This window comes from Burkholderia sp. MR1-5-21 (genome assembly GCF_053427715.1).
In genome coordinates, this window is record NZ_JBSAXD010000037.1 from 1 (window position 1) to 12,739 (window position 12,739).

Below are 12,739 nucleotides of genomic sequence, written 5' to 3' on the forward strand. Positions count from 1 at the left end.
GAGTGGGTGCTTTTTTTTGCGCGGGCGCGAAGTGCGAGGGGAGGCGAGTCGATGTCGACGGCCGGTGCGCCTCGTGCCGATCGCGGCCGCGTGGCCCGGTCAGCGCAGCCTGAACAGCGTCGCGAGCCGCTCGACGGCTTCTTCGAGCCGCGAGTAGGCGGTCGCATAAGACAGCCGGATATAGTCGCGCGGCGCATGCACACCGAAATCCATCCCCGGCACGAGCACGACGCCGGCATCGTGCAGCATCGCCTGCGTGAGCGCCGCGCTGTCGCCGGCCGCCGGGTGCGCGACGCCGCCGCAGTGCGCGTACACGTAGAACGCGCCGTCGGGCATCACGGGCACCGTGAAGCCGAGACGTTCGAGGGCCGGCGCGATGAAATCGCGGCGCCGCTTGAATTCGAGGCGGCGCGCTTCGTAGATGTCGAGCGCCTCGGGCTCGAAGCACGCGAGCGCCGCATGCTGCGCGAGCGCGGACGGGCAGATGAACAGGTTCTGCGCGAGCTTCTCGAAGATGCCGACGAGCGCCGGCGGCACGACGAGCCAGCCGAGCCGCCAGCCGGTCATGCTGAAGTACTTCGAGAAGCTGTTGACGGTGACGACGTCGTCGCCGAACGACAGTGCCGACACGGGCGGCGCGTCGTAGCTGAGCCCCTGGTAGATCTCGTCGACGATCGTGAAGCCGCCGCGCGCACGCACGGCTTCGACGATCCGCTTCAGCTCGTCGGGCTCGAGCGACGTGCCGGTCGGGTTCGACGGCGACGCGAGCAGCACGCCGCGCGTCTTGTCGCTCCACAGCCGGCGCACGTCGTCCGCGGTGAGCTGGAAGCGCGCGGCCGGGCCGCTCGGCACGAGCACCGGGCGACCTTCGGCCGCCGCGACGAAGTGCCGGTTGCACGGGTACGACGGGTCCGGCATCAGCACCTCGTCGTCGCGGCCGACGAGCGCAAGGCACGCGAGCAGCAGCGCGGCCGATGCGCCGGCCGTCACGACGATCCGCTCCGGGCTGATCGTCAGCCCGTACGCGCGCGCATAGTGCGCGGCGATCGCCTCGCGCAGCGGCGCGATGCCGAGCGCGCTCGTGTACTGCGTGACGCCGCGGCGCAGCGCCGCGGCGGCCGCCTCGACAACCGGTTCCGGCGCGGTGAAGTCCGGCTCGCCGATGCCCATGTGGATGATGTCGCGGCCCGCGGCTTCGAGCCGCTGCGCCTCCTTCATCAGCTCCATCACGTAAAACGGCTGGATCGCGTCGACGCGCGCTGCGAGCGTGACGAGCGAATCGGCGGTGGTATTCATCGGTCGGTCGGGAGAGGGGAGCGTCAAACGAAACAAGCGAAAAAAACGGGCGCATGCGCGCCCGTCGAGGATCAGCCGTTGCGGCGCGCCTGCGTTTCGGCGGGGCGCAATTGCGCTGCGAGCTTGTCGAGCACGCCGTTCACGTACTTGTAGCCGTCGGAGCCGCCGAACGTCTTGGTCAGCTCGACTGCTTCATTGATGATCACGCGATACGGCGTTTCGACGTGGTGCGTGAGTTCGAACGTCGCGATCAGCAGCACCGCCCGTTCGATCGGGGAAAGCTGGTCGATCGGACGATCGAGGCAGGGCGCGAGCGCGTCCGCGAGCGTCGCGTGCTCGCGGATCACGCCGTGCAGGATTGCTTCGAGCAGGTCCTTGTCGGCCTTGTCGTAACCCAGCGCGCCGCGCAGTTGCGCGTCGATCTCGCCTGCGGACGCGTTCGACAGCAGCCACTGATACAGGCCTTGCGTCGCCAGCTCGCGCGATTGTCGGCGGGCGCTCTTCTTCATGCGCGCTCCTCTTCGTCGTCTTCGTCTTCCTCTTCTTCTTCGTCTTCCTCGTCGCCGAGCTGATCGAGCGCCATCGTCAGATTGGCCATCTCGACCGCGACACGCGCCGCGTCACGGCCCTTCTCGGTCATGCGTGCGACGGCCTGCTCGTCGGTTTCGGTCGTCAGGACCGCGTTTGCGATCGGCAGGTTGAAGTCGAGGGCGATGCGGGTGATGCCCGCGCCGCTCTCGTTCGACACGAGCTCGAAGTGATAGGTCTCGCCGCGGATCACCGCGCCGAGCGCGATCAGCGCGTCGAACTGGCCGCTTTCCGCGAGCTTCTGCAGCGCGAGCGGGATTTCCAGCGCGCCCGGCACCGACACGAGCAGCACGTCTTCGCCGGTGACGCCGAGGCGTTCCAGCTCTTCGACGCATGCGTCAGCGAGGCCGTTGCACACGGGCTCGTTGAAGCGCGATTGCACGATGCCGATACGCAGGCCGTCGCCTTCGAGATTCGGTTGGTATTGTCCGATTTCCATGATCTTTGTCCGTGGTGTGGATGAACGGTTATAAGTCGAAAATGCCGTGACGGATTACGCGTGCGGCGTCGAGCCGCAGGCCTTGGCTTCGCCGCCTGGCATCGGCACGAAGCCCGTGACTTCGAGGCCGTAGCCGGACATGCTGCCCAGCTTGCGCGGATTCGACAGCACCTGCATCTTGCTGACGCCGACATCGCGCAGGATCTGCGCGCCGATGCCGAACGTCTTGAAATCGACCGGCCGGCGCTTCAGCGCCGCGGCCTTCTCTTCCTCGTCGAACGCCTTGAAGACGTCGACCAGATGTTCCTTCGTGTCGCCGCAATTGAGCAGCACGATCACGCCGTGGTCGCGCTGCGCGATCTCGCGCATGGCCGCGTCGAGCGTCCACGAGTGCGTCGACACGCCGGTCTCGAGCAGGTCGAGGACCGACAGCGGCTCGTGCACGCGCACCGGCGTGTCGCGATCCGGCGACGGCGTGCCGCGCACCAGCGCGATGTGCGGCGAGCCGGTCGGCTGGTCGCGGTACAGCACCGCGCGGAACGTGCCGTGCGCGGTCTGCATCGTGCGCTCGGCGACGCGCTCGATGATCGACTCGGTGCGGCTGCGGTAATGGATCAGGTCGGCGATCGTGCCGATCATCAGGCCATGTTCCTTCGCGAATTCGATCAGGTCCGGCAGGCGGGCCATCGTCCCGTCGTCCTTGATGATCTCGCAGATCACCGCGGCGGGCGTGAGGCCGGCAAGCGCGGTGAAGTCGCAGCCGGCCTCGGTATGACCGGCACGCACGAGCACGCCGCCCGGCTGCGCCATGATCGGGAACACGTGGCCCGGCTGCACGATCTGCTCGGGGCGCACGTCGTGCGCGACCGCCGTCGCGATCGTGTGCGCGCGGTCGGCGGCCGAGATCCCGGTCGTCACGCCTTCGGCCGCTTCGATGCTGACCGTGAACGCGGTGCCGTACTGCGTGCCGTTGCGGTACGTCATCAACGGCAGGTGCAGCTGCTTGCAGCGTTCCTGCGTCAACGTCAGACAAATCAGGCCGCGGCCGAACTTCGCCATGAAGTTGATCGCTTCCGGCGTCACGAATTCGGCGGCGATCACCAGATCGCCTTCGTTTTCGCGGTCTTCTTCGTCAACCAGGATCACCATCCGGCCGGCTTTCAGCTCGGCAATGATGTCGGGCGTGGAGGCGAGCGTCATAAAGGGGGAGGGGCGAGTAAGAGGAAAGTGCGTATTTTACGCCAGCCGGGCCGGGTTTCGGCTCGCGCGGGCGGCAGCAGCGGCGCCGGGCGCCGAAAACGCCGGCGCGAGCGGCCGCCGGGCCGGCCCGGCGGCCCTCCGGCGCATCGTGTGCTTCAGCCGCGGCGCGGGACGGCGGCTGCGCAGGCGGAGCGTTTGCGCGGCCATGCTGCGCGGCCGGCTCCGGTTGCGCCTGGCCTTACGGCCGCCCGAGGAAGTCGAGCTTGCCGAGTTCGACGCCGTTGTGACGCAGGATGTCATATGCGGTCGTCACGTGGAAGAAGAAGTTCGGCAGCACGAAATCCAGCAGGTACGACTGGCCCGTGAACTCGCGCGGGCCGACGCGCATCTTGAGCACGATCTGGCGCGTTTCCGAGCCGTCGATCTGCGCCGCGTCGAAGCCCGTCAGGAAGTCGATCGTTTTCTGCAGGCGCGCGTGCAGTTCGTCGAACGTCTGCTCGACGTCCGCGTAGCTCGGGATCTCGACGTCCGCCAGCCGTGCGGCGCAGCCCTTCGCGGTGTCGGTCGCGATGAAGACCTGGCGCGCGAGCGGCAGCATGTCCGGGTACAGGCGGGCGCCGATCAGCACCGACGGATCGATCTGCTTTTCGGCCGCATGCGCCTGAGCCTTGCCGAGAATGTGCTGCAGGTTGGTGAGGCCGCGGATCAGGACAGGCACCGAGGCCTGGTACATCGAAATGGACATGGACGGTTCCTCGAAGGGGACGATCGTGCGCGCGCCGGCACGCGATGGAGTCCGGCGCGTGATGCAATGAGGCGGCGAAATTGCCGCTGCAGCATCATAGCGCGGCGGCATCTCGCGTGCGTGACGTTGGCCGAACGAACAAGGGGGCGACCGGGAGGGGGAGTGGCGATCGGGTGGCAAGCGCGCCTGGCCGGACGGACGAGTCGCGACCGGCTGCACGTACCGGTTAAAATGCGCGCACACGTCCGCCCCATCGGCGGACATGCCAAAACGTCGGGCGTGACGCGATGTGACGTATCGTGCCCGTGCCAACGGCCATCGTCGGGCCGGCTTCGCGCGCCGCGCGCCAGCGCCGGCCCGTGCGGGGCGCCGGCTGCGCCCGTGGCGCGCGCCGGCAGCGGCGTACACACCGGCGTTTGGCGATCTCGATCGGATGCTCCCCGGACATGTCGACTCCCGCCGTTCTGCTGCTCGTCCTGATGATCAACTGCGTTGCGACGTCGACAGTGCTCGGCTCGCTGTGGCGTGCGGGCGTGCCGGGCGTCAGCCGCTGGCTCGCGTCGCAGGCGCTGCTCGCGATGGCGGTCGGCGCGCTGCTGGCCGCGCCGTCGTCGCAGGCGGCCGTGGCCGCCGCCGCCGCGCTGTATGTGGGCGGAACGCTCGCGATCCTGCAGGGTTTCCGGCAGTTCTTCGGCCTGCGGCCCGTGTATCGCGCCGAGCAGGCCGCGGCCGCGCTGCTGGCGGCGGCGCTCGTCGGCTGCGCGCTGGCCGGATCGCTGTCCGATCTGCGTGTCGTGCTCGTGTCCGCGATGGCCGTGTACGTCCGCGTCGCGATCGGCTGGCTCGCGTACCGGCGCCGCCCCGCGCATCGTCCGGCGTTCGCGTATGTGTTCGTATGGGTGGTCGCGATCGCCGGCGCGATCGTCCAGTTCGCCCGTGGCGCCGCGTTCGCGCTCGGGCGCGGCCACGACGCGTCGCTGCTGCACCCGACGCCGCTGAACGTCGCGTTCGTCGCGCTCGGCGTGTTGAGCCTGCTGTGCCTGTCGATGGGTGTCGTGATGCTCGCGCACGACCGCATGGCCGAACGTCTCGAGCGGCTCGCGACCATCGACGGCCTGACGGGCGCGCTGATGCGCGGCGCCTTCCTCGACCAGGCCGAGCAGCGCTGCCAGCGCGCGGCGCGCGCCGGTGCGCCGCTGTCGCTCGTCATCGTCGACCTCGACAACTTCAAGACCATCAACGATCGCCACGGACATGCGGCGGGCGACCACGCGCTCGTGCATTTTGCGGCGGTGATATCGGGCGGGATCCGGCCGTGCGATCTGTTCGGGCGGCTCGGCGGCGAGGAGTTCGCGGTGCTGTGCCCGGATGCGTTCGCCGACGATGCGGCGCGCGCGTTCGACCGCCTGCGAGCGGCGCTCGCGGGCGCCGGAGGCGCCGTGCCGGATGCCGCCGGCGTCGTCCGGTTCACGTTCAGCGCGGGCGTAGCCGAGCGCGCCGCCGACGAGCCGCTGTCGCAATTGATGGCGCGTGCCGATGCCGCGCTCTATGCGGCGAAGTCGGCCGGGCGTGACCGGGTGGCAGTCGCTGCGTCGGAGCAACGCATCGGAGTCGTCGTCTGAACGAGGGCGGCTGCCTGCCGGCTCCGCATCAGGCCCGGCTCACCTCGCCATCCGGAACCGTATCGGGCAGCCCGGCGCCGTCGTCGATCCGCAGCAGCCGGCCGGCGTTCGCGATCACGACGAACGTGCCGACGTTGTGCAGGATCGCGGCCCACACCGCGCCGAGCACGCCGGTCGCGGCCAGCGCGATCACCGCAAGCGTCCACGCGAGCCCGATCGCTGCGTTGACCGTCGCGGTGCGCCGGCAGCGCCGGCCGAGCCGAATGCAGGTCGGGATCCGCCGCAGGTCGTCGCCGAGCAGCACGACGTCCGCCGACGCGACTGCGATGTCGATCCCGTGTTCGCCCATCGCGATGCTGGTCGAGCCGGCCTTGATCGCCAGCACGTCGTTGAGCCCGTCGCCGACGACGAGCGGGTGCCGGCCGGCACCGATCTCGCGCATCACGTAGTCGAGCTTGTCGTGCGGCAGCGCCTGCGCGACCACGGTCTCGATGCCGGTCTCGGCCGCGACCTTGCGCGCGACCGGCTCGCGGTCGCCCGTCAGCAGCGTCTGCCGCACGAGACCGAGCGCGCGCAGCTCGGCGAGCGCGTCGTGCGCCTCGGGCCGCAGCGTGTCCGCGAAGCCGAACCACGCGAGCAGCGTGCCGTCGAGCACGAGGCCGACGATCGGGCCGTCGAACCCTTCGGGGGGCGGCGGCAGCGCCACCGCATGGTCGGCGAGTAGCGCGGGCCGGCCCAGCACCGCGGTGCCGTCCGGCGTATCGGCGACGACGCCGAGCCCGCGCAATTCCCGGGTTCGTTCGAACGGCGCGGCGGCGGTGCCCGCGAGGCCGGCTGCAGTCGCATGCCGGACGAGCGCGCGGCTCGCCGGGTGCGCGCTGCTTTCGCCGAGGCGCGCGGCCAGCGCGCGCACCTGCGCGCCGTCGGCGCCGGGCTGCAGCCACACCTGCCGGACCTGCAATTCCCCGTGGGTCAAGGTGCCGGTCTTGTCGATCACGAGCGTGTCGATCTCGGCAATCTTGTCGAGGAACGCCGCGTTGCGAAACAGGATGCCGTGCCGCGCGCCGACCGCGATCCCGGCGATCGCCGTCGACGGCGCCGCCAGCACCAGCGCGCACGGGCACGCGGCGACGATCACCGCGAGCATCGCGGATGCGTTCGCGGACGTGAACCAGACGATCGCCGCGATCAGCAGCACGAGCGCGAGGTACGCGCCCATGTGCCGTTCGAGCACCTGCGTGACGGGCGGCTTCGCCTGTTCCGCGTGCTGCATCAGTTCGATGATCTTGCCGAGCGTCGATTCCTTGCCGGTATGGGTGACCTCGATGCGCAGCACGCCGTCGAGGTTCAGCGCGCCGCCGTAGACGACGCTGCCTTCGTGCACGTCGAGCGGCACGGATTCGCCGGTGATCGGCCCGTTGTCGACGCTCGACGCGCCCGCGTACACGACGCCGTCCGCCGGGATGCGCGCGCCGGCGACGATTTCGATGCGATCGCCCGCGCGAAGCGCGTCGTACGCGACTTCGTCGATGTCGCCGCCCGCGCCGATGCGGCGCACGCGGCCGGCCGTCAGCCTGCCGAGCGCGCGAATCGCTTCCTGCGAGCCGAGCACGCTGCGTTCCTCCAGTGCGTGCCCGAAGGTCATCACGATCGGCAGCAGCGCGGCGGTCGTCATGTCGCCGACCGCCCACGCGGCCAGCATCGCGAGCGCGATCAGGCGGTCGGTCACGCCGTGCAGGCTCGGCGCGCGCAGGCTGTTCCACGCGCTCGCAAATACGGGCCCCGCGACGATCAGCGACGCGAGCGCGGCGAGCACCTGCGCGAGCGGCTCGCCGCCGGTCGACAGGTGTTGCCACGCGAGCGACAGTACGAGCAGCCCGCCCGCGAGCAGCGCGAGCGCGATCTGCCGCGTGATCGTGCGCCGTTCGTCGGTGGACAGCGCGTGGACCGTCGCGGCAGGCGCGGTGTCGTCGGGCGCGGGCTCAGGCCGCAGGGCCGGTTCGGCGAGGCGATTCATCGGGCGTTCCCCGGCAGGATCAGGTTCGAGGTATCGCGCGGATCGATCGTCGTCACGCGGCCCGCTTTCGACAGCAGGCGCTGCACGCGGTCGCGATAGAGTCGCGCCAGCAGGCCCGGATCGCCGTTCTCGCGCAGCGTCGCGTCGAGCTGCCGGATCTCCAGCGTGTCGGTCTGCGCGGTCGCGACCCGCTCGGCCGCGCGCGCTTGCGCGTTCTGGACGATCCGGTCGGCGTCCTGCTGCGCGTCCTGGCGACGCTGTTCGGCGGCGGTACGTGCTTCGGCGATGGTCCGTTCGGCGAGCTGCAGCGACGTCAGCACCGAGTTGAACGCATCGGCTGCCGCGCCGGGAAACGCGGCCTGCACGTCGACGCGCGCGACTTCGATGCCGAGCCCCGCGTGCGCCGCGTCGAGCGCGCGCAAGTGGCGCGCGATCTCGTCCGCGAGATCGCCGCGCAGCCGCTCGCGGCGCGCGGCCATCTGGCGGTCGGCGGCGAGCTGCTCGGGCCGCGCGACCAGGATCGCGTCGAGGTCGCGTTTCGCCGCGACTTCGGCGGCCGACGCGGACACGATCCGCTCGAGTGCCGCGTCGAGGCGGTCCTGCTGCAGCACATACGCGTACGGATCGCTGACGCGGTAATAGAGGACGGCGCTCAATTCGACGGCGCCGCCGTCGCCCGTCAGCACGTAGCCGGAGCCGGCGAGCGCGTCGGGCAGCCGCGCGACGCCCGACTCCGACGGCGCGGGCGCGCCCGGTGCGGCGGCGTCGGCCGCGCGCGCACGCGGATCGCGATCGAGCGAGCGGATTTTTTGCTCGAGCACGCGCGCGGGGCCCGGCACGAGCAGCACCGTCTCGAACGGCCGCGGCCAGGCGACCACGAGCCCCGCGTCCTGGGTGCGCACGAACGCGCCGAAGCGCATCACGACGGCGCGGCTGTCCGCCGGAATCCGCCGGATGTTCGAGCTTGCCCACGCGCACGCGGCCAGCACCGCGAGCGCGACGACGAACCAGAACGACAGGCGCACGGCCTGTGCGCCGGGGCCGAGCGGCGGCGTGGCCGCTTCGGCGCTCATCGGGCAGCCTTGTGCGGCTTGGCCGCCGGCGCGGCCTGGCCGGACGCGTCGGCCGGGCCCTGCACGAGTACGCGGAACGGCGCGGCGTCGGTGCGCAGGATCAGGTTCGTATTGGTGCCGACGACCGAATTCAGCGTGTCGAGCGAACGCAGCATCGTGTACAGCCGCGGGTTGCCCGCATAGCTCTTGCCGTAGATGTCGGCCGCGTCCTTGCGCGATTGCGCCTCGATGTCGGCGGCCTTCACGTTCGCGTCCGCGAGCGCGATGCGCGCATCGCGCTCGGCGTCCGAGCGGATCTGCGCGGCCTCGCGGTTGCCGTCGGCGGTGCGCTGCGCGGCAACCGTCTGCCGCTCGGCGCTCATCCGGTCGACGGTCGCGGCGAGCGTGACGGCCGGCAGCGTGAGGCGCTCGAGTCCGACCTGGATGACGCGCACGCCGTAGGCCGCATAAAGCTGCGCGTCGATCTGCCGGCGCAGCGCGTCCTCGAATTCGCCGAGCTTCACCTGAGCCGGATCGGTGTTGACGAGCGACGCGAGGTCGAAGCCGGCGGACGTCGTCTGCAGCGCGGAGCCGACGAGCGAGCGGATCTGCCGCGCCGCTTCGTCCGGTTCGTTGCCGACCGCGCGCACGAAGCGGCCGACGTCGCGCGCGTCGGCCGGCACGCGCCATGCGACGTAGGCCTCGACGATGATCCGCAGGCCGTCGCGGGTGCCGACGTCCTGCAGTCCGCTCGACGTCGTGTGCAGGCGCAGGTCGACCGGCGTCACCGCGTCGATCGGCGCGGGCAGGCGCCATGACAGCCCCGGTTCGAGCAGCACCCGCACGGGCCGCCCGAAGCGCGTGATCACCGACGCCTCGCCGGCGCGCACCTGCACGAAGCTCGCGACCGTGATCGCGACGACGACGCACAGCAGCGCGACGGCCGCGCGCACGCGGAACGCGCCGGGCGGCTGCGGCGCGCCGTGATGCGCGGGGTGGTCATGGCCATGACCGTGGTGCGCATGATCATGCGCGTGCGAATGAAACAGACTCACGATGTCACCCCGAGTGCGGCGTGTTCCCGGTGCGGCGTGGCGGCGCAGCGTGCCGCCGGCGTGTGCCGCCCGCGCGGAAATCGCCGGGACATGTCAATGGATGCCGGCCAGATCGCCGGCGGAATAGTTGCGAAGGTCGACGGTGGCCCGCGTGCCGTCGGCGAGCCGGTCGTCGATGATCGTCATGCGCGCGTTGCGCAGCCCGCGTTGCAGGCTGCCGAGGTAATACTCGAACGGAAACGCGGGGCCGCCGAGCCGGTACGCGACGAGGTCGGCATCGAAATCGATCCGCTGCACGCGCGCCGACGACAGCGTGTCGCCCGCCTGCGCCTCCGCCTGCGCGATCCGCGTGAGCGCCTGCTGCTGCGCGTTGCCGAGCAGGCCCGCCGCGAACCCGCGCGCCTGCGCGACGCTCGCCTGCGCGCGGATCTGCGCGGCCTGCACGTCGTGATAGGCGGCTGCCGCGCCGGTCGGCGGGTGCACGCTCTCGATCACGACCGCGATCACGTCGACGCCGCTCTGCAGCCGGTCGAGCTGCTGCTGGATCGTGCGCTTCAGGTGGTCGGCCATCGCGGCCTGGTTCGTCTCGAGCAGCGATTCGAGCGTTTGCGAGGCGAGGTAATGGAGCAGTTCCCGATCAGCGGTGACGCGCACCGTGCGCTCCGGATCGACCGCGCGATAGAGCGCCGCGCGGGCGTCGGCATCGGTCGGGCCGAGCCGGTAGTCGACCCGCACGTCGGCGTTGACGATCTGGAAGTTCTGGCGGTCGCCGTTCGCGCCGGCGATCACCTGGGTCGTTTCCCATGGATGCGGCGCGTCCCACAGGCGGTTCAGCTGGTCGGGCGTCGGGCCGTCGGCGGACGCGGCGGGTGTGCCGACGTTGTCGACGCCGCCGCCGTTCGTGCCGCCCGAGATGGCGACCTGATGCACGGTGCCGTTGTCGACGATGCGCGCACGGCCGAACGGCCAGGGCAGGCCGACGTGCAGGCCGGGCTGCCAGACCGCGACCGGCGCGCCGAAGCGTTCGTAGACCGCGCGCTGCTCCGGGGTCAGCACGACGACGGCGGTGAGCAGCCACGCGCACGCGGCCGTCGCGCCGAGTGCGCCGGGCAGCAGTCGCACGAAGCTGCGCCAGCCCCAGCTCTGCCGCAGGTCGATGCCGTAGCGGTGACGCAGTTCGGTGCCGAGCGACGCGAGCGGCGACGGGCGCCGGCGCAGCAGGCCGGCGATCGCGCTGGATGGCACGATCGCGCCGCGCGGCACGGCAAACCATGACAGCGCGCCGCGGACGGCCAGCTCGACGGCCACGGCCGCATTGAGCAGCGCGACCGCGCGCACGAGCCCGTCCGCGCTGCGGTGCTCGAACGCGAACCACGCGGCTGCCGCGGCGGCCGCGAGCGCGGTGACGAGCGCGACGCGCAGCATCCGCGTGAGCGACGCCGATACCGGCGAACCGGCGGCCGCCGCCGCTTGATGGCGTTCGGCGACGAGCGTGATGAAGGCGAGGGCGATACAGGCCGCGCCGGCGGCGAGCGTCGGTTCGGGCGCCGCCATCGCGCGGATCAGCGCGACGGGCGGCGGCGGTTGCCACGCGATCAGCGCGATCGCGGCGGAGGGCGCGGCGCCCGCGGTGACGGCCCACGGCCGCCAGTCGATCGCGGCGGCGATCGCGGGCCACGGGTTGTCGTGCTGCTCCCGCTCCTGTTCCGGTTCTTGCTCTTGCCGCTGCTTGCGGCGGAACGCATTGCGGAGCGCGGCTGCGAGCAGATCGCTTCGCAAGCCTGCCGGCGGGTGGCGGCGTGCGCGGTCGGCGACCATCACGCCGATCGCGACGACGAGCACGTTGCACCACGCGCTGGCGAGCGGCGCGCACCAGCGCAGGTCGACGGGCAGCACGTCCACGACGCTCAGCGTACCCAGCGCGGCAACCAGCAACGCGGCGGCGCCGGCGATGGCCGCGAGCGCATCGCGGCCGGCCGGCGCGTGCCGGTTGTCGTCGTTCCCGTCTTCCGCCCGATGCTCCATCGAAGTTTCCTTACGTACGTGTTACGGCGCGGCCGGTTGTGCTGCCGCCGGGATCCATCCGGAAAACCGCGAGCCGCAATGTAGCGTGGAGAGGGGGGAAACTCAAGGCGACCGGCGCTTGCGAGGCGGCGGTACGGCGGGCGGCGTGCCGCCGCACGGTGCGCTTCAGCAGGGTCAGCGCCGCGAACATCCGCTCGCGCTGTTCGAGCGGCACATAGTCGGCGTCGCCGTGCGTGCCGCCAGGCGTCGATGTTCGAATCGCCTTTCGACGCGGATTAAACGCATTGCGCGCGCATCCGGTCGAAACCTGCCTGTCGATCTACGCGCGGTGCTTCCGCGACGTGCCGTTCGGCTATGACCTTGGCGAACTCGGCCGTTTCTATCGCGCCTACGACGCGCTGCTCGCGCATTGGCGCGCGGTGTTGCCGCCGGGCGTACTGCTGGAGGTCCGGTACGAGCGTGTGGTCGACGATTTCGGCGGGGCGGTCCGGCGGATGCTCGCGCATTGCGGGCTGGACTGGAGCGAGCGCTGCGCGGCATTTCACGAAACCCGGCGGCACGTGACGACCGCGTGCGCGGCCCAGGTGCGTCAGCCGCTCTATCGGGACGTGATGCGGCGCTGGCGTCCCGAGGCGGGCGTGTTGCGACCGCTCATCGACGGGCTCGGGCCGGTGCTTGCCGCAGGCGGCTGAGCGGGCGG

11 protein-coding genes are annotated in these 12,739 nt (G+C 71.2%); 2 read left to right on the forward strand and 9 right to left on the reverse strand.

Annotated features, from left to right (window positions below):
• Positions 1–99 precede the first annotated feature (99 nt).
• The 5 genes from ACV229_RS34320 to ACV229_RS34340 form a co-directional block, all read right to left on the reverse strand.
• Positions 100–1,296, reverse strand: coding sequence for a pyridoxal phosphate-dependent aminotransferase (locus ACV229_RS34320; RefSeq protein WP_448087526.1), 1,197 nt, complete (start codon positions 1,294–1,296; stop codon positions 100–102).
• A 71-nt stretch (positions 1,297–1,367) separates the two neighbouring features.
• Positions 1,368–1,805, reverse strand: a complete 438-nt coding sequence (gene nusB, locus ACV229_RS34325; protein WP_448087527.1) for a transcription antitermination factor NusB — start codon at positions 1,803–1,805, stop codon at positions 1,368–1,370.
• A complete protein-coding gene (gene ribH, locus ACV229_RS34330; protein ID WP_448087528.1) occupies positions 1,802–2,323 on the reverse strand; it encodes a 6,7-dimethyl-8-ribityllumazine synthase in 522 nt (173 codons plus the stop codon). The genes nusB and ribH overlap by 4 nt, the downstream gene beginning before the upstream one ends.
• A 54-nt stretch (positions 2,324–2,377) precedes the next feature.
• Complete coding sequence (gene ribBA / locus ACV229_RS34335; protein WP_448087529.1) at positions 2,378–3,523, reverse strand: bifunctional 3,4-dihydroxy-2-butanone-4-phosphate synthase/GTP cyclohydrolase II; 1,146 nt, start codon at positions 3,521–3,523, stop codon at positions 2,378–2,380.
• A 238-nt stretch (positions 3,524–3,761) separates the two neighbouring features.
• Entirely contained in the window at positions 3,762–4,268 is a 507-nt protein-coding gene (locus tag ACV229_RS34340) for a DUF1993 domain-containing protein (protein ID WP_448087530.1), read from the reverse strand.
• A gap of 446 nt (positions 4,269–4,714) precedes the next feature.
• On the opposite strand from ACV229_RS34340, the gene ACV229_RS34345 reads away from it, so the two are divergent.
• Positions 4,715–5,890, forward strand: a complete 1,176-nt coding sequence (locus ACV229_RS34345) for a GGDEF domain-containing protein (RefSeq protein ID WP_448087531.1) — start codon at positions 4,715–4,717, stop codon at positions 5,888–5,890.
• A 28-nt stretch (positions 5,891–5,918) separates the two neighbouring features.
• Here the strand turns inward: ACV229_RS34345 and ACV229_RS34350 are convergent, their stop codons facing one another.
• The 4 genes from ACV229_RS34350 to hflK all read right to left on the reverse strand — a co-directional run bounded on the left by ACV229_RS34350 (position 5,919) and on the right by hflK (position 12,039).
• Positions 5,919–7,907 (reverse strand): heavy metal translocating P-type ATPase, encoded by a 1,989-nt coding sequence (locus ACV229_RS34350; RefSeq protein ID WP_448087532.1) that lies wholly within the window; start codon positions 7,905–7,907, stop codon positions 5,919–5,921.
• Positions 7,904–8,980: an SPFH domain-containing protein gene (locus ACV229_RS34355; RefSeq protein ID WP_448087533.1), complete on the reverse strand. Its 1,077-nt coding sequence runs from the start codon at positions 8,978–8,980 to the stop codon at positions 7,904–7,906. The genes ACV229_RS34350 and ACV229_RS34355 overlap by 4 nt, the downstream gene beginning before the upstream one ends.
• Positions 8,977–10,014 carry a protease modulator HflC gene (gene hflC / locus ACV229_RS34360; RefSeq protein ID WP_448087534.1) on the reverse strand — a complete coding sequence of 346 codons (1,038 nt, stop codon included), beginning with the start codon at positions 10,012–10,014 and terminating at the stop codon, positions 8,977–8,979. The genes ACV229_RS34355 and hflC overlap by 4 nt, the downstream gene beginning before the upstream one ends.
• Positions 10,015–10,107: 93 nt before the next feature.
• A complete protein-coding gene (hflK, locus tag ACV229_RS34365) occupies positions 10,108–12,039 on the reverse strand; it encodes a protease modulator HflK (RefSeq protein ID WP_448087535.1) in 1,932 nt (643 codons plus the stop codon).
• A gap of 233 nt (positions 12,040–12,272) precedes the next feature.
• Here hflK and ACV229_RS34370 point away from each other — a divergent pair, with 233 nt between their 5' ends.
• Positions 12,273–12,731, forward strand: a complete 459-nt coding sequence (locus ACV229_RS34370) for a sulfotransferase family protein (RefSeq protein ID WP_448087536.1) — start codon at positions 12,273–12,275, stop codon at positions 12,729–12,731.
• Positions 12,732–12,739: the final 8 nt, after the last annotated feature.

Coding starts and splice junctions, on each gene's coding strand:
- ribH (WP_448087528.1), bottom strand. CDS start 2,323: ATGGAAATCGGACAATACCAACCGAATCTCGAAGGCGACGGCCTGCGT.
- ACV229_RS34350 (WP_448087532.1), bottom strand. CDS start 7,907: ATGAATCGCCTCGCCGAACCGGCCCTGCGGCCTGAGCCCGCGCCCGAC.
- ACV229_RS34320 (WP_448087526.1), bottom strand. CDS start 1,296: ATGAATACCACCGCCGATTCGCTCGTCACGCTCGCAGCGCGCGTCGAC.
- ACV229_RS34355 (WP_448087533.1), bottom strand. CDS start 8,980: ATGAGCGCCGAAGCGGCCACGCCGCCGCTCGGCCCCGGCGCACAGGCC.
- hflK (WP_448087535.1), bottom strand. CDS start 12,039: ATGGAGCATCGGGCGGAAGACGGGAACGACGACAACCGGCACGCGCCG.
- ribBA (WP_448087529.1), bottom strand. CDS start 3,523: ATGACGCTCGCCTCCACGCCCGACATCATTGCCGAGCTGAAAGCCGGC.
- nusB (WP_448087527.1), bottom strand. CDS start 1,805: ATGAAGAAGAGCGCCCGCCGACAATCGCGCGAGCTGGCGACGCAAGGC.
- ACV229_RS34345 (WP_448087531.1), top strand. CDS start 4,715: ATGTCGACTCCCGCCGTTCTGCTGCTCGTCCTGATGATCAACTGCGTT.
- ACV229_RS34340 (WP_448087530.1), bottom strand. CDS start 4,268: ATGTCCATTTCGATGTACCAGGCCTCGGTGCCTGTCCTGATCCGCGGC.